Source organism: bacterium (assembly GCA_018814885.1).
GTDB lineage: Bacteria > Krumholzibacteriota > Krumholzibacteriia > LZORAL124-64-63 > LZORAL124-64-63 > JAHIYU01.
On the sequence record JAHIYU010000177.1, the window covers coordinates 80,717 to 102,096 of the forward strand.

20 protein-coding genes are annotated in these 21,380 nt (G+C 68.7%); 1 reads left to right on the forward strand and 19 read right to left on the reverse strand.

What is annotated here, in order from left to right; all coding sequences use genetic code 11:
* Positions 1–194: 194 nt before the first annotated feature.
* The 8 genes from cmk to uvrC all read right to left on the reverse strand — a co-directional run bounded on the left by cmk (position 195) and on the right by uvrC (position 8,985).
* Positions 195–1,697 carry a (d)CMP kinase gene (cmk, locus tag KJ554_13630; protein ID MBU0743368.1) on the reverse strand — a complete coding sequence of 501 codons (1,503 nt, stop codon included), beginning with the start codon at positions 1,695–1,697 and terminating at the stop codon, positions 195–197.
* Complete coding sequence (locus KJ554_13635; protein ID MBU0743369.1) at positions 1,694–2,794, reverse strand: histidinol-phosphate transaminase; 1,101 nt, start codon at positions 2,792–2,794, stop codon at positions 1,694–1,696. The genes cmk and KJ554_13635 overlap by 4 nt, the downstream gene beginning before the upstream one ends.
* A 30-nt stretch (positions 2,795–2,824) precedes the next feature.
* Positions 2,825–3,577: an rRNA pseudouridine synthase gene (locus tag KJ554_13640; protein MBU0743370.1), complete on the reverse strand. Its 753-nt coding sequence runs from the start codon at positions 3,575–3,577 to the stop codon at positions 2,825–2,827.
* Positions 3,561–4,277: an SMC-Scp complex subunit ScpB gene (gene scpB, locus KJ554_13645; protein ID MBU0743371.1), complete on the reverse strand. Its 717-nt coding sequence runs from the start codon at positions 4,275–4,277 to the stop codon at positions 3,561–3,563. The genes KJ554_13640 and scpB overlap by 17 nt, the downstream gene beginning before the upstream one ends.
* Positions 4,274–5,125, reverse strand: coding sequence for a segregation/condensation protein A (locus KJ554_13650; protein ID MBU0743372.1), 852 nt, complete (start codon positions 5,123–5,125; stop codon positions 4,274–4,276). The genes scpB and KJ554_13650 overlap by 4 nt, the downstream gene beginning before the upstream one ends.
* Before the next feature lie 12 nt (positions 5,126–5,137).
* On the reverse strand, positions 5,138–6,121 hold the full coding sequence (gene trpS / locus KJ554_13655; protein MBU0743373.1) for a tryptophan--tRNA ligase: 984 nt from the start codon (positions 6,119–6,121) through the stop codon (positions 5,138–5,140).
* 99 nt (positions 6,122–6,220) lie between these two features.
* Positions 6,221–7,126 (reverse strand): site-specific tyrosine recombinase XerD, encoded by a 906-nt coding sequence (locus tag KJ554_13660; GenBank protein MBU0743374.1) that lies wholly within the window; start codon positions 7,124–7,126, stop codon positions 6,221–6,223.
* Complete coding sequence (uvrC, locus tag KJ554_13665) at positions 7,123–8,985, reverse strand: excinuclease ABC subunit UvrC (GenBank protein MBU0743375.1); 1,863 nt, start codon at positions 8,983–8,985, stop codon at positions 7,123–7,125. The genes KJ554_13660 and uvrC overlap by 4 nt, the downstream gene beginning before the upstream one ends.
* Before the next feature lie 51 nt (positions 8,986–9,036).
* Here uvrC and rpsT point away from each other — a divergent pair, with 51 nt between their 5' ends.
* Complete coding sequence (gene rpsT, locus KJ554_13670; GenBank protein MBU0743376.1) at positions 9,037–9,288, forward strand: 30S ribosomal protein S20; 252 nt, start codon at positions 9,037–9,039, stop codon at positions 9,286–9,288.
* Positions 9,289–9,371: 83 nt separating this feature from the next.
* Here rpsT and dapB read toward each other — a convergent pair whose 3' ends face one another.
* Genes dapB through KJ554_13725 form a run of 11 tightly spaced genes read right to left on the reverse strand, consistent with a single transcriptional unit; the run spans position 9,372 to position 21,308 of the window.
* On the reverse strand, positions 9,372–10,106 hold the full coding sequence (dapB, locus tag KJ554_13675; GenBank protein ID MBU0743377.1) for a 4-hydroxy-tetrahydrodipicolinate reductase: 735 nt from the start codon (positions 10,104–10,106) through the stop codon (positions 9,372–9,374).
* A 1-nt stretch (position 10,107) separates the two neighbouring features.
* Entirely contained in the window at positions 10,108–11,013 is a 906-nt protein-coding gene (gene dapA, locus KJ554_13680; GenBank protein ID MBU0743378.1) for a 4-hydroxy-tetrahydrodipicolinate synthase, read from the reverse strand.
* Positions 11,006–11,833, reverse strand: coding sequence for a diaminopimelate epimerase (gene dapF, locus KJ554_13685; protein MBU0743379.1), 828 nt, complete (start codon positions 11,831–11,833; stop codon positions 11,006–11,008). Before dapF ends, dapA begins: the two co-directional genes overlap by 8 nt.
* Positions 11,830–13,062 (reverse strand): Ig-like domain-containing protein, encoded by a 1,233-nt coding sequence (locus tag KJ554_13690; protein ID MBU0743380.1) that lies wholly within the window; start codon positions 13,060–13,062, stop codon positions 11,830–11,832. The genes dapF and KJ554_13690 overlap by 4 nt, the downstream gene beginning before the upstream one ends.
* Before the next feature lie 3 nt (positions 13,063–13,065).
* On the reverse strand, positions 13,066–13,983 hold the full coding sequence (gene argF, locus KJ554_13695; protein MBU0743381.1) for an ornithine carbamoyltransferase: 918 nt from the start codon (positions 13,981–13,983) through the stop codon (positions 13,066–13,068).
* A gap of 46 nt (positions 13,984–14,029) precedes the next feature.
* Positions 14,030–15,442, reverse strand: coding sequence for an ATP-dependent protease ATPase subunit HslU (gene hslU / locus KJ554_13700; protein ID MBU0743382.1), 1,413 nt, complete (start codon positions 15,440–15,442; stop codon positions 14,030–14,032).
* The gene (gene hslV / locus KJ554_13705) at positions 15,379–15,933 is read right to left on the reverse strand and encodes an ATP-dependent protease subunit HslV (protein ID MBU0743383.1); all 555 of its coding nucleotides are present in this window, start codon (positions 15,931–15,933) and stop codon (positions 15,379–15,381) included. The genes hslU and hslV overlap by 64 nt, the downstream gene beginning before the upstream one ends.
* A 28-nt stretch (positions 15,934–15,961) precedes the next feature.
* Positions 15,962–16,912 carry a tyrosine-type recombinase/integrase gene (locus KJ554_13710; protein ID MBU0743384.1) on the reverse strand — a complete coding sequence of 317 codons (951 nt, stop codon included), beginning with the start codon at positions 16,910–16,912 and terminating at the stop codon, positions 15,962–15,964.
* A gap of 24 nt (positions 16,913–16,936) precedes the next feature.
* Positions 16,937–18,301: a methylenetetrahydrofolate--tRNA-(uracil(54)-C(5))-methyltransferase (FADH(2)-oxidizing) TrmFO gene (gene trmFO, locus KJ554_13715; protein MBU0743385.1), complete on the reverse strand. Its 1,365-nt coding sequence runs from the start codon at positions 18,299–18,301 to the stop codon at positions 16,937–16,939.
* Positions 18,301–20,946, reverse strand: a complete 2,646-nt coding sequence (topA, locus tag KJ554_13720) for a type I DNA topoisomerase (protein MBU0743386.1) — start codon at positions 20,944–20,946, stop codon at positions 18,301–18,303. Before topA ends, trmFO begins: the two co-directional genes overlap by 1 nt.
* Positions 20,947–20,969: 23 nt before the next feature.
* The gene (locus KJ554_13725; GenBank protein ID MBU0743387.1) at positions 20,970–21,308 is read right to left on the reverse strand and encodes a DUF494 domain-containing protein; all 339 of its coding nucleotides are present in this window, start codon (positions 21,306–21,308) and stop codon (positions 20,970–20,972) included.
* Positions 21,309–21,380: the final 72 nt, after the last annotated feature.

Here is a 21,380-nt window from a genome sequence, read left to right on the forward strand (position 1 = left end):
TGATGCAGTCGGTTCTCGGGGACTGAAGGAGTCCGCTCCAGCGGAGCTTCATCCCCCGTGTTGGGGTTGGGATTCATTTGTGGTTCCTCCTAAAAGACGTATTTACCCGACTGGGCAGCCGGGCATCGACAGAATATACACCAGCCTCCCGGCGCATGCAAGCATTTAAGGGAGTGGAGCGGAAGGACGTGCCGTCACGCGCGGGACGCCGGCGACGACTTGCCGAAAACGCGCAGCTCCTTGCGGCGGACGGTGTCCTGCTGGCGGTTGGCGGCTTCGCGCTCCCAGGCCGAGACGGGGACGCGGGCGCTGGAGCGCGACAGCATCTCCCGGTAGATGTTTTCGAAGAGACGGGCCACGGCGCGGTTGACGTCCTTCTCTGACATGCGCGTCCGCAGAACCCCCAGGGCATAGAGCCGCACCGGCGGTGCGATCCAGATCTCGAGGGGCGACCTGGGCGAGCCGCCGGGTTCGGGGGACAGTGTGCCGCGGCAGAAGATAGGCAAGGCGGGCGCGCCGGTCCGCTGCATGATCATGCCCAGCCCGTTGCGCACCGGCCCCGGCTGACCGAAGACGCGACGCGTGCCCTCGGGGAAGAACAGGATGTTCGCGCCCTGCGCGAGGAACGAGGCCGCCAGGTCGAAGGCCGAGGCGTCGTAGATGGATCTCTTGATGGGCACGGCATCGATGAAGCGGTACACCAGGCGCGAGGGCCAGAAGCGGAAGAGCTCCGCCTTGGCGATCGCGCGCAGGGGATAGACGTCTTCCACCGCAGCCCCCAGGAACGGAGGGTCCCAGCTGCTGATGTGGTTGGGAGCCAGGATGGAACCCTGCACGCCTCTGACGTGCTCGCGGCCGTATACGCGCAGGCCGAAGAATCTGCCCAGCGCGCCGAAGATGGCGTAGGCCAGGCGGTACTTCCAGTGCACCCGGGACCGTCTCGGCATGACGTCGTCGGGCAGGGGCCGCTTTTCGGCGAGTATGTGCAGAACGGCCTCGGTCGTGACCTCCAGCTGTTCGTGGAGCAACATGTCGCTGTTGTCGATCAACATGGCGTCCGGTGAAACGGCCAGCGGGCTCTCATCCCGCTGGCTATCGAGGCGGTCGCGCTCCGCCAATTCGCGCAGCACCTCTTGTCGGTCGATCGAGACGCCCCGGCGATGATGCTGCCGCAGACGACGGTCGGCGCGCGCCTCGAGCGTCGCCTCCAGGAAGATCTTGGCCGACGCCAGGGGGAAGACGACCGAGCCTATGTCGCGACCCTCCATGACCACGCCCCGGGCGCGCCCCAGCGCCCGCTGCCGTTCGACCATGCACCGGCGGACCTCGGCATGAGCGGAGACGGCGGAGACGCGGGATTCCACGGCGGGAGTGCGGATCGCCGTGGAGATGTCGCGCCCGTTCCAGGTGACCTGGGTATCGCCGCGCGCGGTCTCGAGGCGCAGATCGGCGGCGTCGAGCAGCGCGGCGAGACCTGTCGCGTCGCCGGCGGCGATACCGCGCTCGGCAGAGGCCCAGGTCAGCGCCCGGTACATGGCGCCGCTGTCGACGTAGAGCAGATCTAGTTTGTCCGCGAGCGCACGCGCGGTCGTGGACTTGCCCGATCCGGCCGGACCGTCGATGGCGATGACGGTGTCCGGCGGCACCAGCCGCGCCGACGCGCCACGAGGGGGACGTCTGAGTGGTTCGCCGCTCAAGCCAGTATCTCCCTCAGCGCCCCGATGCAGCGCCGGTTCTCCTCGGGCAGCCCCACGCTGATGCGAATGGCTCCGTCGCCCAGCCCGAAGGCGTTCATGGGTCGCACGATCACGCCACGGGCCAGGAGCTTTCGCGTGAGCGCGTCGGCGTTGCCGGGACAGCGCACGAGGATGAAGTTGGTCTGCGACGGCGTGATCCCCAGCCCCAGTCCCGTCAGCTCGCGCGCGAGATCCTCCAGCCATAAGCGGTTGTGGGCGGCGCGCGCCCGGGTCGCCTCCTTCTCCTTCAGGACCGCCAGCGCGGCCGCCTGCGACAGGGCGTTGACGTTGAAAGGCTCGCGTGTCTTTTGCAGCTCGGTGATGAGATCGCGATGGGCCACCGCATAGCCGACCCGCAGTCCCGCCAGGGAGTGTATCTTGGAGAACGTGCGGGTGACCACCAGGTTGGGGTGCTCCCCCAGCAGGGACAGCGTCTGGGGGTAGTCCGCGGCGGCGACGTACTCGTAGTAGGCCTCGTCCACCAGGACGATCACGCGCTCGGGCACGTCGTTCAGGAAGGCGTCGAACTCCGCGGCCGTGTTGTAGGTGCCGGTGGGATTGTTGGGATTGCAGACGATCGCCAGCTTGGTGGCGTCGTCCATGGCCGCCGCCATCGCGTGCAGGTCGTGGCGATCCCCCGCGTCCAGGGGAACGGCCCGGCCGCATTCGAAATGCACGCCGCAGGTCAGCGGATAGACGATGAAGCTGGGATGGCCGAACACCACGTTCTCCCCCGGCGAGACGAGGGCCCGGATGAACATGTCGATGACCTCGTTCGAGCCGTTGCCAAAGATGAGGTTTCCGGGAGCGACTCCCAGATCGTCGGCCACGGCGTGCGTCAGCTCGTAGCACGCCGCATCGGGGTAGCGGTTCAGGTCGAGGGCGGCACGGCTCACGGCTTCCAGCACGGACGGCAGCGGTCCTTCCGGATTCTCGTTGCTGGCCAGTTTCACGACGCTGTCCAGCCCCAGTTCGCGCTGCACTTCGCTGATGGGCTTGCCCGGAGAGTAGGGGCGGGTGGCGACGATCCCCGGCCGGAAGAGTTGCTTGAAGTCCATGAGGCCTCCTTGCTGTTTAACTGGCTGCGCTCAGTCCCGCAAACCGGCGCAGATCATGAGGGAAGCCGTTTCGTCCCGGTCCAGTTCGCGGAATTCGCCCACCGGCAGGTCGGCCAATTCGATATCGCCGACGCCCGTGCGGTGCAGGGCTTCGACCTCGGCGCCCACGGCCCTGAACATGCGCCTCACCTGGCGGTTGCGCCCCTCGCGCAGGAACATGCGCCAGCGACGGCCGTCGTGCCCCACGGGCGTCAATCTCGCCGGCAGGCAGGGCCGTCCGTCCAGGCAGACGCCGCCTTCGCGCAGCAGGGGCAACGCCCTTTCGTCGAGCGGTCCGGCCAGCACGATCTCGTAGGTCTTCCAGACCTCGCTGCGGGGACGGCAGAGCGCCTGGTGCAGATCCCCGTCGTCCGTCCAAATGAGCAAGCCGCTGGTGTCCGCGTCAAGGCGCCCCACGGGGACCGCGCCGTCCGGCAGGCCGTGGCGGGCCGCGTAGACGTCGAGGCACGGCTGGCGCCCCTGCGGGCGCAGCGAGGAGATCACGCCGACGGGCTTGTGGAAGGCGAAGACCCGCCACCGCGCGGGCCATGACACCGGGCGGCCGTCCACCGTTACCGCGTCGCTTGTCGGATCGATGCGCCGGCCCAGCTCTGCAATCACCACGCCGTCCACGCAGACGCGCCCCGCGCGTATCAAGCTCTCGACTGCGCGCCGGGAGCCGAGGCCGGCGCGCGCCAGGAATCTGTTGAGGCGCGGCAATGCGGGCTCAGACCGCCGGTTCATCCGACAGCTCGTCGTCGCGGGCAACCTGGCCGGTGTCCACCGCCGGGTCAGTCTCCGACTCGCCCGCCGCGGCTTCCTCGTGGCGCACGACCACGATCTCGTCGCCATGAACGGCCACCGTCTCGAAATCCTCGTCCGAAACGTCCTCGCCCATTTGCGCGGCGAACCTCTTGATCTCCTCGCGGTCGTTGATGATGCCCTCCAGCTCGGGCAGAGCGGGCAACTGGTGGAGACCCTTCAGACCCATGTAGTTGAGAAACTCGCGGGTGGTCCCGTAGAGGATGGGATTGCCGACGGTCTCGCTGCGGCCGGCGACGGTGATCAGGCTGCGCTCGGTCAGGGTCGAGAGCACACCGCTGACCTGCACGCCCCGGATGTCCTCGATCTCCATGCGCGTGACCGGCTGCCGATAGGCGATGATGGCCAGCACCTCGAGGGCCGCCTGGGACAGGCGGACGTAGCGGCGGCCGCGGTAGAGCTTCTGGATCAGAGGGGCGTACTCCGGCCGCGAGGCGAGTTGCCAGCCGCCGCCGAACTCGACAATGGTGAAGGCGCGGCCCTGCGCCTCGTAGTCGGCGTTGAGCTCGTCTACGGCCTCGCGGAGGATCTTGGCGTCGCCGTCGCCGAAGATGGCCCGGAGGCGGATCGGGGTGAGCGGCGTGTCGGTCGCGAACAAGAGGGCTTCGAGGTCCTGCTTCACGAGTCCACCCCCCCCCCGGACGCGGCGGCGGCCTGCTTGCCGGCGCCGCTCACCCAGATGGGTCCGTTGGTCTCGGTCTGGAGGATGCGCAGCACGCCGCGCTTGGCCAGCTCGAGGATGGCCATGAAGGTGACGACGACTTCCATCTTGATGTGATCGTCCTTGAAGAGCTCGTCGAAGCGGAGCGTGGCCCCGCCGGCCAGGCGCGACCGGATGAGCTTGACCTTCTCGGTGACGGTGTAGACTTCGCGCGTGACGTTGTGCACCGCCTCCTTGGTCACCCGTTCGAATACCTGCGAGAGCGCGAGCAGCAGCTCGTACATGTTCAAGCGAAGTGCCGGCGGTTCGGTGTTCTCCCCGAGGAAGGGGTAGCGCTGCTCGCGCACGTGGAGGCGGCCGCGCTCCCGTTCCCGTTCCTGCAGGTGCCGGGACATCTCCTTGAATCGTTTGTACTCGAGCAGACGGCGCACCAGCTCGGCGCGCGGATCCTCGTCGTCGAGCTCCTCGTCGTGGGGCTGGGACGGGAGCAGCAGGCGCGACTTGATGCGCACCAGAGTGGCGGCCATGACGATGAAATCGCCGGCCAGGTCCAACGACAGCGCCGTGATGACCTCGAGATAGCCGAGGTACTGCGCGGTGATGTCGGCTATCGGTATGTCGTAGATGTCGATCTCGTCCTTCTGGATCAGAAAGAGCAGCAGATCGAGCGGTCCCTGGAAATCGGGCAGGGCGATGTCGTAGGCCTCGCTGGTGTGGAAGTACTCCAGCTCGGGCGGCAGTTCCCAGGAAATGACGCGTTCGCCGTCGGCAGCGGGTGCGGGCGTGTTGTCTCTCGCGGACTCGTTCAAGACGGCTCCTTGTCAACCGACCTGCATGGTGTCGTGTATCCGGGCCATGGTGTCGCGGGCCTTGGCGCGGGCTCGCTCGCAGCCGGAGGCGATGATCTCGTCGACGTGCGCGCTGTCGGCGGCGAAGGCGGCGCGGCGCTCCCGCAGGGGCGCGAAATAGGTGATGACGCCCTCGGCCAGCTTCGACTTGCAGTCCACGCAGCCGCGAGCGGCGCTGCGGCATTCACGCGCGGTCACGTCGGCCTGCTCGGGCAGGAACTTCGTGTAATAGGTGTAGATGGCGCATACGTCGGGGTTGCCGGGATCGCTGCGGCGCAGGCGCTGCGGATCGGTGAAGGCCGTCTTGAGGGAGGTGCGGATCTCGTCCGCCGAGGCGGCCAGCTCCACCGTGTTGCCCAGGGACTTGCTCATGCGCTTGCCGTCGGTGCCGGGGAAGCGCCCGAACCTGGTGACGAGCGCTGCGGGCTCGGGGAAGAAGTCGCCGAAGTGGTGGTTGAATCGCCGGGCGATCTCGCGCGTCAGCTCCAGATGCGGCAGCTGGTCCTCGCCCACCGGCACGGCGTCGGCCCGGTAGGCCAGGATGTCTGCGGCCTGCAGCACCGGATAGCCCAGGTGTCCGAAGCTGATCTCCCCCGAGAGGTTCAGGTCGCGCACCTGCTCCTTGAAGGTGGGGTTGCGCTCCAGCCGGCCCAGGGAGATGAGCATGCAGAACAGCAGGTAGAGCTCGGCGTGCTCCTTCACGGCGGACTGGACGAAGATGACCGAGCGTTCCGGATCCAGGCCGGCGGCCAGCCAGTCCAGCACCATCTCGCGCGTGTTCGAGCGGATCTCCCCCGCCTTGTCCAGGGCTGTGGTCAGCACGTGCCAGTCGGCGACCATGAAATGGCAGTCGTACTGGTCCTGGAGCCCGATCCAGTTCTCCAGGGCGCCGGTGTAGTTGCCCCAGTGCAGGCGGCCGGTCGGACGGTTTCCGCTGAGGATGATCTTCTTGGCCAAGTGAGACGTTCCTTTGCAAGTCGTGAGAGGCCTCGAGCCGAGTCCAGGGCGTGCGCGACGAGCGCCAACGTTACCATCGGTGCCGACATCTGTCAAAGCTCAGCGACGGCGGGCCCGGGGATGGGCGTTGCGATAGGCCTCGGCCAGGAAGGCGCGGTCCACGTGGGTGTAGATCTCCGTGGTGGTGATGGCCGCGTGCCCCAGCAGCTCCTGCACGACGCGCAGATCGGCGCCGCCCTCGAGCAGATGCGTGGCGTAGGTATGGCGCATGGTGTGCGGCGTCACCTCGACGGCCACGCCGGCGGCGAGGGACGCCTTCCTGACGATGGACCACACCGAGACACGGGAAAGACGGCCGCCGCGCCGGTTCACGAAGAGAGCCGGAGAGGTACGCCTGCCCAGGAGCCGGGGGCGCCCCGCGGCCAGGTAGTCGCCCACCGCGCGGAGAGCCGGCGCACCCACGGGGATGATGCGCTCCTTGCCGCCCTTGCCGCGCACGCGCAGTGATGCGTCACGCTGATCTAGATCCGGCGGATCCACGCCGCACAGTTCGCTCACGCGCAGGCCGCATCCATACAGCACCTCGAGAATCGCCCGGTCGCGCGAGCCCGCCGGCCGGGCGGGGTCGGGAACGCCGAGCAGGCGTCCGATCTGGTCAGTGGACAGCACTACCGGAAGTTTTCGCCCGATCCGAGGCGAGAGCAGGGTGAGGGTCGGGTCGTGCTCGGACAGTCCCTCCACGGTGAGGAAACGATGGAAGGAGCGCAGCGTGGAGACGAGCCTGGCCCGCGAGCGCGATCCCAGGCGGTCGGCGCTGGAGAGCAGGTAGGCACGCAATTCCTGCGGCCCGGTGGACGCCGGATCCGTCAGGGCGTGCGATTCCGCCCAGCCGCGCCAGCCCTGGAGGTCATGGGCGTAGGCCTCCAGACTGTTGGCGGCCAGCCCCTTCTCGGCGGCGGCGTGCGACAGGTAGGCGCCGATGGCCTCGTCCCAGCCCCCGCTCATCGATGGTGCTCCTGCTCGAGGGCGAAGAAGGCGATGATGCGCTCCACGTCGCCGCGGTGAAGACCCCGGACGGCGCCGAGTTCCTCGGCTCCGGCGGCGCGAATGGCGTCCAGCGAATCGAAATGATGCAGGAGCGACAGCTTCTTGACCCGGCCGATGCCTGGGATACGGTCCAGGGCCGAGTCCGTCACGGCGCGGGAACGCAACAGGCGGTGGTAGGTTATGGCGAAGCGGTGCGCCTCGTCGCGAATCCGCTGCAGCAGATGCAGGGCGGGGCTGGAGCGGGGCAGGCGGACCGGCGGCAGTCCCCGCTCCCGGTGGATGACCTCTTCCCGTTTCGCCAGTCCCACCAGCTCCACTTCGTGCAGGCCGAGGGCGGCCAGCGCTTCACGCGCGGCCGAAAGCTGACCGGCGCCCCCGTCGACCACGACCAGGTCGGCCGGCGCGCGTTTCTTGTCCAGCAGCCGGCGGTAATAACGCGTCAGGACCTCGCGCATGGAAGCGAAGTCGTCGCCGCCCCGGACCGTGCGGATCCGGAAGCGCCGGTAACGCGACTTGAGAGGGCGCCCCCCCCTGAAGAACACGAGGGAAGCCACCGTTTCCCGTCCCTGCAGGTTGGAGATGTCGAAGCACTCGATGGTTTCCGGCACCTTGCGCAGGTCGAGCGCGTCCTGCAGGGCCAGGGCGCGGCCGGGGGCGACGCGCCGGACCCGCGTCTGGTCCCGGAGCCTGTGCTCGTTCAACTTGTGGGCCGCGTTGGCCAGCGCCATGTCCACGGACTCCTTGCGCGGCCCGCGTCGCGGCCTCACGATCGCCACGCGCCGCCCGCACAGACCGCTCAGCCTCTCGCGCCACTGCTCCTTGTCGGGCAGGACGTGCGATACCAGCACGACGGACGGCAGATCGCCGGCGCGCGGATAGTATTCGCGGCACAGCTGCGCCAGGAAGGCGGGGGTGTCGCTGGCGAGCCGATCCTCGAGCAGGAAGTGGTGGCTCGTCATGATCTTCCCCCCCCGGATGCGCAACACCACGCCACAACCGGTGGTCCCGTCACGGACGACTCCGCACGCGTCCAGATCTCCGGTCAGCCCGTAGACGCGGCCGACGCCGTCGAGGGCGGCTTCCAGCAGGGCGAGCCGGTCGCGGACCTTGGCCGCCTCCTCGTAGCGTCGTGCGCTGGACAGGGCGGACATCTCGGCGCGCAGTTCGTCCAGCAGGCCCCGCTCCTGGCCTGCGAGATAACGGATCAGCGCGAGGACCCTGCGTCCGTAGGCGACCTGCGTGTCGTAGTCGACGCAGGGGGCGCTGCACCGCCCGATCTGCCAGTCGAGGCAGGGGCGCGGGACGGTCTGCTCGGGCAGATCGAGGTGACAGGTGCGAACCTGGAAGACGCGCGAGACGTGCTTGAGAGTCTCGCGCATGGCGCGGACATTGGTGTAGGGTCCGAAGTAGCGGGCGCCGTCGTCGACGATCCGTCGCACCACCTCCACGCGGGGATAGGGTTCCTGCAAGGTCACGCGCAGGTACGGATAGCGCTTGTCGTCCTTGAGCCTGATGTTGTAGCGGGGGCGGTACTCCTTGATCAGCTGGTCTTCCAGGACCAGCGCCTCCGCCTCGTTGGCCGTCGCGATGTAATCCACGTCGGCGATGTTCCCGACGAGTTGCTCGGTCTTGGGATCGTGTTCGCCGGAGCGCTGGAAGTAGGAGGCGACGCGCGGGCGCAGCCGCGCCGCCTTGCCCACGTATATGACCTTGCCGCGCTTGTCCTTGTGCAGGTAGACGCCCGGTGCGTTCGGGAGCAGGCGCAGCTTGCGCTCCAGGGCGGAACGGCCGTTTTTCTGCCGGTTGCGACTTGACATCCCGATGTACCCCTGCTAGTTTGCCTCGGTTGCACTGAAGGAGGTCACGACGTGCCGCACCACAAGAGTTGTAAGAAACGCATGAAGACCAGCGGCGAGCGTCGCCTGTCCAACCGCGAGAACCGCACCGAGATGCGCACCGCCCTCAAGCGATTCAAGGTTCTCGCCGGGACCGAGGAGAGAACGCCAGAGGCGTTGAGCGGCATATACCGTATGCTCGACACCCAGGCGCGCAAGGGGGTCATCCCCAAGTCGCGCGCGGCCCGCCTCAAGTCGCGCATGGCAGCGCTCTACACCAAGTAGGGCGCCGCAGGCCGGATCGATCGCGGCTTCCGACAAGCCCAGGCACCAGGGGTCGCCCACGAGGCGACCCTTCTGTTTGTTCCTCAGGCGCCACCCGCCAGGATGTCCTCCAAGGTGTACAGCCCGGGTGTCCCCCGGGCGGCGAAGCGCACGGCCGGGACGATGCCGCGCAGGAAGGCCCGACGCGAATGCGCGCGGTGGGTCACCACCAAGGTCTCCTCGTCGTCGCTGATGATCCAGCTGTGCTCCCCGGTCACGCCGCCCACCCGCACGCTGTGCGTGGGCACCTTGCCTCCCCCGCGCTTCGCCTCCCAGGCCAGGGCGAGACTCCGGGCCGTACCGCTGGGCCTGTCGATCTTGTGGCGATGATGCGTTTCGATCTGCTCGGGCATGAAGCCCTCGGGCAAAAGGGTGGCGAGCTGTTCCAGCACCAGTTTCAGGACGGGGATGCCGATGCTGAAGTTGGTGACGAGCACCACCACCCGCTCGTCGGCGTAGCGGCGCAGCATCTCCATCTGCGACTCGTCGTGGCCGGTGGTGCCGATCACCAGCGGGGCGTCGGCGGCCGCGCCCCCCGCCAGCAGTCCCGCCAGGGCCGTCGGCAGGGAGAAGTCGACGATCACGCCTCCCCGCGGATGGATTTCGGGCAGCCGGTCCTGGGGCGTCAGGGGCAGGCGGGGATGGAAGTCGCCCGCGGGACTGTCGTGGCCCACCTCCGTCACCAGGCCGCACAGCGCGAGATCGCCGGTCGCCTCGATCAGCTCGGTGACCAGTCGGCCCATGCGTCCTTCGGCGCCGTGTACGGTGACCGCGATCATCTCACGCCTCCGCCTGCAGCAGGCCGGCCAGGGGGCCGTCGTGGAAATCACGCAGCCAGGCGCGGCTCTCCGCGGTGGCCGTCGCCAGGGGCAGCCGGGGATCGGGCCGGCAGTAGCCCATGAGGCTGAGCAGCTCCTTCGCGGGAACGGGATTGGTCTCGCGGAAACAGGCCTCGACCGCCGGGGCCACCGCAGCGGCGATTGCCGCGGCCCGCGCCTCGTCCCCCGCGCACCAGGCTTTCCACATGTCCACCAGGGTGCGCGGCAAAAGGTTGCCCAGCACCGAAACGGCACCCTGGCCGCCGAGTCGGAAGATCTCGAGGTTGAGGCCGTCGTCGCCGGAGAACACCTGCAGGCCGGAGGTCCGACAGATGGCGTCGATCTGACGGAGATCGCCGCTGGCCTCCTTGACCGCGACCACGTTGGGGTACCCGGCAATGGCGCGCACGGTCTCGGGCAGGATGTTGACGGCGGTGCGTCCGGGCACGTTGTAGATCACCAGCGGTATGTCCACAGCGTCCGCGACGCTCGCGTAATGGGCGATCAGGCCGTGCTGCTGGGGCTTGTTGTAGTACGGCGCGATGAGCATCGCCGCGTCGATGCCCCAGCCGGCCGCCTCCCGCGTCAACTCGAGCGTGCTCGCGGTCGCGTTGGTCCCCGTGCCGGCGACGACCGCACAGCGGCCGGCGGCCAGCTCGACGCACTTGCGCACCAGCCATTCCCTCTCCGCGACCGACAGCGTAGCGGCTTCCCCCGTGCAACCGACGGGCACCAGCCCGGCCACACCGGAGCGCACCTGCCGGTCCACCAGCCGCTCCCAGGCCGCCCGGTCGATCGCGCCGTCCGCGAAGGGCGTCACGAGCGCCGTGTAGATGCCCGGCGGCAACGTGTAGCGCGACTCAGTCATGGATGATCACTTCCCCGCTGAAGACGGCGACCGCAGGTCCGATCAGTCGCAGGCGCGTCTCGCCCCGCACCCTCTGGATTTCGATCGTCAACCTATCGCCACCGCGTGTCAATAGATCGACGGGGGATGCGGCCAGGCCGAGCGTCGCGAGAACCAGGGCGACGGCCGAGGCGCCCGTGCCGCAGGCGAGGGTCTCGGCTTCCACCCCGCGCTCGTAGGTGCGGACCAGCCAGGCTTCCCCGTGCGCCTCCCTGGCGACCCAGTCGACATTCGTCCCGGCCGGCGCGAAGGCCGGATCCTCCCGGAGTATCCGCCCCCAGTGCGATACCGCGACGGCTTCGAGATCGTCGACCGGAATGACCAGGTGGGGCACGCCGGTGTTCACGCTGTGCAGCCTGTCGAAGGGATGGGCGGCCGCGACCGAGGCGTCGAGGACCAGGTCGCGGGGCGGCGGCAGAGCCACGGCGACCGCGTCGCCTGGGAAGCCGCCGCCAACGGGGCCGGAGGCCGTGGCGCAGACGCCGCCGCCCTCCCCTACCAGTCCCAGCTCCCTGGCGAACGCGAAGGCGCAGCGGGCGCCGTTGCCGCACATCTCGGCCTCGCCCCCGTCGCGGTTGTAGTAGCTCATGGCGAAGTCGGCGGTCCCGTGCGGGCCGATCACGATCAGGCCGTCGGCCCCGACACCCCGGCGCCTGTCGCAGAGACGCGCCACCAGCGGGGCGTCCACCGCGAGTGCGCAACGATCCAGGTCGTCCCGCGCGACCATCAGGAAATCGTTGCCGGCGCCGTGCATCTTCACGAAGGGCAAGGCTCGGGTCATTCGTCGGCCCCTTCCGCCGGTCGGGTCGTATCGGGCGGCGCCGGCGCCGGCGACAGGGTATCGGTCGCCACGGGCGAGGGCGTCGGCGGCGTAAGGCAAGGTCGCAGCGAATCGGACACGGCCGGCAGCCGGAGGAAGAGGTCGAGGCCGGGCTCGATCTCCAGCGGTTCGGCCGTGACATAGGGTTCCCACCGCCAGAGCACCGTGTCGGGCGTGGCCACCGAATCGGGCAGGGCGCTCAACAGGCTGTCGCCGTCCAGGTCCGCGAACAGGATCGCGCGCACCGGCCCCGGTCCCGCCGGCGTGAAGACCGTGGTGTCGCCCGGAAGCACCGCCGTCCGGCCCGGGGGCGGCGACTGCGCCGGAAGGGGCACGAAACCCGTGTCGCTGTCGGCGATCTTGTGTGTCCAGCCGAAGAGAGCCCGATCGCCCGCGGCTAGGCTGTCCATGATACCCAGCAGCCGGCCCGGCGTCCGCTGGTCGAAGAGCGTGTGGGCGCCCGCCTCGGCCGCCGGCACCTTGGCCGAGAGGCTGATCTCGACGGGCAGCAGGCGCTGGGGCTCGTTGTCGGACGGGCGCTGGTCGCCGTTGTGGTCGAGGAAAGCGCGCAGGAGGTACGGTCCGCCGGGAACGGCCAGCCAGGGCAGGACGAAGCGCCCGGTGCTGTCGGCCTCGGTCCGCCGCAGGATGTCCTGCCGGAAGTACTCGAGCGTGTCCGGGGGCACCGCGTACAGCTCGACCACGGCGCCGACGGCCGGCCCGTCCTCGAAAGACAAACGGCCGCTGATCGTACCCGAAGGCACACTGTCGGCGGTGGCCAGGGGATAGCGGCGCGACCGTGCGCTCTTGACGCGGTGGACGTCGGCGAAGCCCCGCGGTATCTCGACGACGATCACCGTGTCGGGCGGCAGCGGATCCCTGAATTCGATGGTGGCGCGGCGGCGGCCGCGCCACTTGGTGCCCTTGATCTCCAGGGGCGGGTAGAAATGGACGAAGCGCGGCGCGGGCAATGGATCCACCTTCTCGGAGAAGGAGATCTCGATCTCGTGCAGGCCGGCCAGGCCAACCGTTCCCGAATCGGGATGCACGCGCACGACCGCGGGGGGTGTCAGGTCGGCTGGTCCGCCGCCCGGCGGTTCGATGGTCGCGCAGGCGGCCGCCAGGCAGATCGCCAGGGCGAGAGCCGCGGCGGCGGCCCTGTCCCTGCGGATGCGGCGGCCGGCAGCCACGGCCTATGGCACCAGCAGGGCGATGATGGCCCGCTGGATGTGCAAGCGGTTCTCGGCCTCGTCGAAGACCGCCGAATGGGGGCCGTCCATGACCTCGTCCGTGATCTCCTCGCCCCGGTGGGCAGGCAGGCAGTGCAGGACGATATGGTCGTCGCCGGCCGCCGCGAGCAGGCCGGAGGTGATCTGGAAGGGCGCGAAGTCCCGGCGACGCTGCACGGCCTCGTCCTCCTGGCCCATGCTGTAGAAGGCGTCGCTGTAGATGACATCGGCCCCCGCCACGGCGGCCTGTGGATCGTGCATGATGCAGTAGGAAGCGCCATCGCGCTCGGCCGCGTCCATGATCGCCGGGTCGGGATCGTAGCCCTCGGGGCAGGCCAGCACGAAGTTGAAGGGGAAGCGGCGCGCGGCGTTGAGCCAGCTGTTGGCCAGGTTGTTGCCGTCGCCCAGCATCACCACCGTCTTGTTCTCGATGGTACCCAGATGCTCCTCGATGGTCAGGATGTCGCCCATGACCTGGCAGGGATGGAGCAGATCGGTCAGCCCGTTGATCACCGGCACCGTGGCGTGCGCCGCCAGCGCATCGACTTCGGCCTGGTCGAACCAGCGGATCATGATGCCGTCGACGAAGCGGCTGAGCACCTTGGCCACGTCGTACACGGATTCGCGCGTGCCCATGCCGATCTCCTTGTCCGTGATGAACAGGGAGCTGCCGCCGAGCTGGCGCATGGCCAGCTCGAAGCTGACGCGCGTGCGCAGGCTAGGCTTGGCGAAGACGCAGGCCAGGGACCGGTTGGGATGGGTGTGCGGCAGTTCGTGCCGGCGGGCCAACGGCTTCTGCTCCTTGGCCAGGTCGAGAATAGCGCGCAACTCCTCCGACGTGAACCTGTCGATCGACAGGAAGTCCTTCTGACCCAGCTTCATCTTGCCTCCTCGCGGGACTCCGTCCCGCCGCCGCCCCGGGGGCGGATCAGAGAATGTAGCGGCTCGTATCCTCGTCGCGCACCACGTGGGCGAGCCGCTTGTCCACGAAGGCCGCGTCGATGGTCACGGTGCCCGTGCGGGCGTCGGGGACCTCGAAGAGGAGTTCGTCGAGCAGTTGCGCCATGATCGTCTGCAGACGCCGGGCGCCGATGTTCTCCAGGCGCTCGTTGAGCTCCTGGGCGTAGCGCGCCACGGCGGCGGCGGCGTCGTCGGCGAATTCGAGCTGGCAGCCGTCGACCCCCAGCAGCGCCGTGTACTGCTTCAGCAGGGAGCTGTCGGTCTCCTGCAGGATGCGCAGATAATCCGCCTCGGTCAGGTTCGCGAGTTCCACGCGGATCGGGAAGCGCCCCTGGAGTTCCGGAATCAGGTCGCTGGGTTTGCTCATGTGGAAGGCGCCGGCCGCGATGAAGAGGACGTGATCGGTCCGCACGGGGCCGTACTTGGTGGTCACCGTCGAGCCCTCGACCACCGGCAGCAGGTCCCTCTGGACGCCCTCGCGGCTCACGTCGGGCCCGCTGCCTCCCTTGCCGGACCCGGCGATCTTGTCGATCTCGTCGATGAAGATGATGCCCCCCTGCTCGACCAGCTCGACGGCGTCCTGCGCCAGCCGCTCCGAATCGACGCGGCGGTCCAGCTCCTGGGCGAAGAGCTGCTTGCGCGCCTGCGCGACGGGCAGGACGGTCTCCTTGGTCTTGCGGGGAAACAGGTTGCCCAGGCTGTCGCCGAAGGAGGCGTCCATCTCCTCCCCGGCGGCGGTGAAGATGTTGGCGATGGGCACCTGCTGGCTCTGGGTGGTGATGGTGACATCGCGCTCCTCGAGGGCCCCGTCGCGCAGCTGCTGGCGGATCTTGTCGCGGCTGCGTCGCCAGCGCTGTTCGCGCTCGGGGTCGCCGCCGGCCAGGGGCGGGAAGAGCGTGTCGATGAGGCGCTCCTCCACCACCAGCTCGATCTCGGTGCGCAGCAGTTCCTCCTTGCGGCGGCGCAGCAGCGAGATGCCGTGCTCGAGCAGGTCGCGTACCATGGAATCCACGTCGCGCCCCACGTACCCCTTCTCCGTGAACTTGGTCGCCTCGACCTTGATGAAGGGCAGGCCGGCCAGTTGCGAGAGGCGTCGCGCGATCTCCGTCTTGCCCACGCCGGTCGGCCCGATCATGATGATGTTGTTGGGCACGACCTCGCGCCTGATGTCGTCGTCCAGGCGCAGGCGGCGCCAGCGGTTGCGCAGGGCGATGCTGACCGCGCGCTTGGCATCGTTCTGGCCGATGATGTAGCGGTCGAGCTGGGCGACGATGGCCCGGCAGGTCCATCCGGACGCCTCGCTGTGGGAAACGATGCTCAATTTGGTTTCTCCTCGCCGCCGAGCGTCAGCAGGGTAACATGGTCGTTGGTGTAGATGCATATCTCGCCGGCCAACCCCATGGCTTCGCGGCACACGGCATCGGCCGCGAGGTCCGTATGGCGCAGGAGTGCGCGCGAAGCCGCGAGGGCGTAGGGCGCTCCCGACCCGACGGCCGCTGAACCCTCTTCCCCTTCGATGACGTCGCCGTTGCCCGAAACGGTGAAGATCGCCTCGCTGTCCATCACGAGCAGCATGGCCTCGAGACGGCGCAGGATGCGGTCGCTGCGCCACTCGCGCGCCATCTCCACCGTAGCCCGGCGCAGGTTGCCGCGGTACCGCTCCAGGTGGCCTTCGAACTTCTCGAAGAGGGTCAGGGCGTCGGCGGCGCCGCCCGCGAAGCCGACCAGCACCTTCCCCGCGAAGAGGGTGCGCACCTTTACCGCGCCGCGTTTGGCCACGGTGTTGCCCATGGTCACCTGGCCGTCGCTGGCCATGGCGCCCTTGCCGTCCCGCAGGATGGCCAGGACCGTCGTGGATCGGAGTCTCTTCATCTCGCTCCTTCTGCGGATCCTTGCGCGCTCACTCCGCGCGTGGATGGGCCTTGCGGAATTCCTCCCGCAGTCTGGCCCGGGAGAGATGCGTGTAGATCTGGGTCGTGGACAGGTGCTCGTGCCCGAGCAGTTCCTGCACGACCCGGATGCCGGCGCCGCCGTCGAGCAGATGCGTGGCGAAACTGTGTCGCAGCGCATGGGGCGAGATGCCTCTCAGCCCGGCCAGCTTCCCGGCGTGATGAGCGACCCGCTGCTGCACCGTGCGGGGAGCGATGCGCCGTCCCCGCCGGCCCTCGAAGACCGGCCTTCGGGCGGCCGCGGCCGTCAGGGTGCCGTCCAGCAGGGACAGGGTGACGCCGGGGTCGAGCAGGCCCTCGAGATGTTCGCGCAACCGGCGCGCCGTGATGCCGAGCAGGGGCAGGATGCGCTCCTTGTCGCCCTTGCCAAGCACGCGTATGCGTTCGCACGGAAAATCGAGATCCGACAGATCGAGTCCCACGACTTCGGCCAGGCGCAGGCCGAGTCCGTAGAGTACCTCCAAGATGGCGCGGTCGCGGCGGCCGCGGGGCGTCGACGCGTCGGGCTGCTCGAGCAGGGCTTCGATCATCTCCTCCGTCAGGTCGCGCGGAAGTCTACGCGCTCGGCCCGCGGAGGTTCCCCGGGCGAGGCTCTCGGGCACGGCCGCCAGGACACCGGCCAGGTGGAGGTAACGGGCGAAGGCCCGGATCGCGGCGATCTGTCGGGCGACCGTGGCCTGGGCGCGGCCGCGGCGGTGCAACATGGCCAGGTGATCGCGCACGGCGGTCCGCTCGGTGAAAAGGACACGCCAGTCGTCGTCCCCGGCGGCGGCGGGCAGGTGGCCGCAAGCGCGGCAGGTGGCCATGAACTGGGAAAGATCGCGCAGGTAGGCCTCGACCGTGCGTGCGCTCGCTCCCCGCTCGATATCGATGTGCCGAGCAAATGCCGCGACGTGATCCATGCGCTTCCTCCCGGCGAGAATCTATCACCGGGTCGAGTCGGCGGCAAGCAGACGCTGCAGCGACGGCGAACGCAGGTGGCGCGTCAGGCTCTCCCGGCTGCGCGCGGACAGGGCTTCCCGGCGTTGCCGCCTCGCGCCGCGTCCGCGTGGCGGCTGAGCCAGCGGCGGCAAGAGGCCGAAGTTGACGTTCATGGGGGTCAGCCTACCGCCGGTTCCGTCGAAGAGGAAGCCGTGCAAGAGTGCGCCGAGCAACGTGTCCGACGGCCAGGGCGGGAGCCGCATGCCGCGCAGTTCCGCCGCGAGGCTCCAGGCGGTCGTCAAGCCCGAAGCGATGGATTCCACGTACCCCTCAACCCCGGTTATCTGTCCCGCGAAACGCAGGCGGGGCCGTGCGGCCAGCGCGAAGGCGCGGTCCAGGACGCGGGGCGTGTCCAGGTAGAAATTGCGGTGCAACTGGCCGTAGCGGACGAATTCCGCCCGCCCGAGACCGGGGATCATGCGAAAGACGCGCCGCTGCTCCGCGCGTTTCAGCCGCGTCTGGAAACCGACCAGGCCGTACAGGGTGCCAGCCCTGTTCTCCTGGCGCAGCTGCACCACGGCATGGGGCCGCTTCCCGGTGCGGGGGTCCGCGAGACCGACCGGACGGAGGGGGCCGAAAGCCATGGTCTCGAGCCCGCTGTCCGCGATCTCCTCGATGGGTTGGCAGCCGGCGAACAGGTGCGACCTGTCGAAGTCGCGGACTCCGGCCCGCGCGGCCCCCGTCAGTGCGGCGTGGAATGCCTCGTATTCCGGCCGCGTCAGCGGTGCGTTCAGGTAGTCGGCCTCCCCCTTGCCGTAGCGGGCCGCGCGGAAGAGCGCGTCCAGGTCGAGGGAGTCCAGGGTGACGGTGGGAGCGATGGCGTCGAAGAAATACAGGCCCGCCCCACCTGTAAGCGCCTCGAGGCGGAGCCGCAGGTCCGCCGAGGTCAGGGGCCCGGTGGCGATGATCCAGAACGCGTCCCCGGCAACGTCCGGCGCGGTCACCTCGTCGCGCACGATCTCGATCAGGGGATCGCCGGCGAGCAGGGCTTCGATTCGAGACGAGAACAGCTCCTTGTCCACCGCCAAGGCGGCGCCCGCGGGCACCGCGCATGCGCGCGCGACCGCGAGCAGGCGGCACCCCGCCGACGCCAGCTCCGCCTTGAAAAGACCGGATGCGGCAGTGGGGTCGACGCTCTTGAGGGAGTTGCTGCAGACGATCTGGGCCAGCGCCTCGCCCTGGTGGGCGGGCGTCTCGCGCGCGGGGCGCATCTCGTGCAGGACGACCGGGATCCCGAAGCGCGCGAGCTGCAGGGCCGCCTCGCAACCGGCCAGACCGCCGCCGGCGACGTGCACGGGGCGGATCGACATCAGGACGTCTTCTTCCGCGGCGCTTTCCTGGCCGTCTTCCTGGCCGTCATCTTCAAGGTTTTCTTCGCGGTCTTCTTGCGGGTCGTCTTCTTGCGCTTGGCCGCGGAAGCCAGCAGCGCGAGCGCCTCGTCCACCGTCAGATCCTCCGGATCATCTCCCTTCGGCAACGAGGCGTTGAGCTTGCCGTCGGTCACGTAGGGACCGTACCGTCCCTTGAGGACCTGCAGGGCGACTCCGGTGGCGGGATGAGGACCGACTTCCTTGAGGACCGGGCGGCGGTTCTTGTTCCGGATGCGCTCGAGAGCCTCGTCGAGGGTGACGGTGAAGAGCGTCTCCATCGACTCGACGCTGGCGAAGACCCGGTCGCACTCCACGTAGGCCCCGTAGCGTCCGAGCCCGGCACGGACGCGTTTTCCCGATTCCGGATCGACGCCGATCTCGCGCGGCAGGGACAGGAGCCGCAGGGCGAGTTCCAGATCTACCCGGGACGGGTCCGTGCCGCGGCCGAGACTGACGCGCTTCGGCTTGGGGCCGCCATCGACGACTTCGCCGAGCTGCAGGTAGGGGCCGTAGGGCCCGATCAACACGAAGATGGGCAGGCCGGATTCCGGATCGCTGCCGATGGGTACACGGGACCTGTCCCGGGCCTCCAGGAGGTCCGCCGCGCGTTCCGGCGTCAACTCGTCGATCAAGAGGTCCACGGGCAGGGTGGCACGCTGCGCCTCATCGCCATCGCCGCATTGCACGTAGACGTAGTTGCGCCCGATGCGCACGCGCAGCTCCTTGCCGGTCCGGGAATCAACGCCCAGGGGGATGTCGGGATACTCGATGCCGGGCAGTTCACGCTCGATGGCCCGGCTGAGACCTTCTTCCCCCGCGTCGTCCCCCTTGTAGAAGCTGTCCAGGAATGCGCGGCGGTCCAGCTTTCCGGCGGCTATGTCGTCGAGGCCCTCCTCCATGCGGGCGGTGAACTTCAGATCGATGTAATGCGAGAAATGCCGGCGCAGGAGATGGATCACTGCCATGCCGACGTACGTGGGCAGCAAGGCTCCCTTCTTCTTCACGGCGTATTCACGCTGCTGGATGGTGGAAATGGTCGGGGCATACGTGGAGGGGCGACCGATCCCCTCCTCCTCCAGCCGCTTGATGAGGGAGGCCTCGGTGAAGCGCGCGGGCGGCGCGGTGACGTGGCGCTGGGGCTTCACGCCGGCCAGGGAGATCTCGCTGGCGTCGTCCCCGATCTCCTCGCCCTCGCCGATCTCGGGAAGCAGGCTGTCCTGTGCCGAAGAGCCGGCGACGCGATAGAAGCCGGGGAAGCGCACGACCGAGCCGGTGGCGCGGAAGACGAGGTCCCGTCCCCCCGTCGACGCCTGGAGATCTATCGTCGTGCGATCGAGGATCGCATCGGCCATCTGAGACGCGATGGCCCGCTGCCAGATGAGGCGGTAGAGCGCGAGTTCGTCCTTGCCGAGATACCGCGACATCGCGTCGGGCGTGCGCAGCATGTTGGTGGGCCTGATGGCCTCGTGGGCCTCCTGGGCCGACTTCGCCTGCGTGCGGTAGCGGCGCGGACCGGCGGTGTACTCGGTGCCGAACTCGGCCCGGATGAACTCCGCCGCCGCCGCGAGCGACTCCTCGCTCATGTTCAGGGAGTCGGTGCGCATGTAGGTGATCAGACCCTCGCGGGAACCGCCCAGATCGACGCCCTCGTAGAGACGCTGAGCCACCTGCATGGCACGCCGCGGCGACATGCCCAGGCGGGAGCTTGCGGCCTGCTGCAGGGTGGAAGTGATGAAGGGCGGCGAAGGACGCTTGCGCGTCTCCTTGCGCGTGACGGAACCCACGCGCCAGGGGAGCGACGATGCGCTGTCGCGCGCGAGGGCGGTGGCCGTCGCCTCGTCCAGGTGAGCCAACGAGGCCTTGAGCAGCCGGCCGGTGTCGGGATCGAAATCCTTGCCCGCGGCCACGCGGTTGCCGTCGAGCTCGGTCAGGCGGGCGACGAAAGGATTGCCGCCGGCGCTCAGCGTCGCCTCCAGGTCCCAGTACTCGGCCTCCCGGAAGCGCAGGCGCGCCTCCTCGAGTTCCACGATGAGCCGGAGAGCGACGCTCTGGACGCGTCCGGCGCTGAGCTTGGTCCGCACCTTCTTCCAGAGCACCGGCGAGAGTGAGTAGCCGAAGAGCCGGTCGAGGATGCGGCGCCCTTCCTGGGCGCTGACGACCGACAGGTTCACGTCGCGGGGCGTTTCGAGCGCCTTGGCGATGGCGGTGCGCGTGATCTCGTGGAAGGTGATGCGCTTGACCGGAACCTTGGGCTTGAGAACCTCGAGCACGTGCCAGCTGATGGCCTCGCCTTCGCGGTCCTCGTCGGTGGCGAGCAGAAGCTCGTCCGCAGCCCGCATCTGCTTGCGCAGGGACGCGACGTGCTGCTTGCTCTCGCGGCCGATCACGTAGATGGGGCCGTAGTCCTCGTCGACGTTGACGCCGAGCCGAGCCCAGCTGCGCTTGCGCAGCGCGGCCGGGATCTCCGCCGCCGAACTGGGCAGGTCGCGGATATGACCGTAACTCGCCTCAACGCTGTATTCGTCTCCCAGGAATTTCTCTATGGTGCGGGCCTTGGCCGGGGATTCGACGATGATCAGCTTCAAACCGGCTCCTCTTCCCGTCGGATTCAATGCGGACGCGGAACGTGGCTGCAACCCGGCGAATCTTCCTCGTCGGGGAAGGCGAAGATGAGATGGTCCAGGAGTTCCTCGACGTCCACCCGCTCGAGGGGCGCGCCGCCCAGCTGCGAGGCGTAGTGGATGATCAGCTCCCTCTGCTCGTTGGGTATCTCGCCGCGACGGCTCAATTCCAGCAGGTAGCCGCGCGCCTCCGAGGACAGCGCCTGCTGCTCCAAAGCGTCGAAGTGCCGAATGCCGCCGTTGCCGCCGTACAGGTGCATGGCCGGTTCGTCGTCATGGAGCATGTGGATCAACAGTTGTCGAACCTTGTCGCTGAATCTGTTCAAAGCGTCCTCCGCAACGTGGGCACACTCGCCGAGCAGGGCGGAAACGCTAGCACAGGGGAAGCCGCGCCGCAA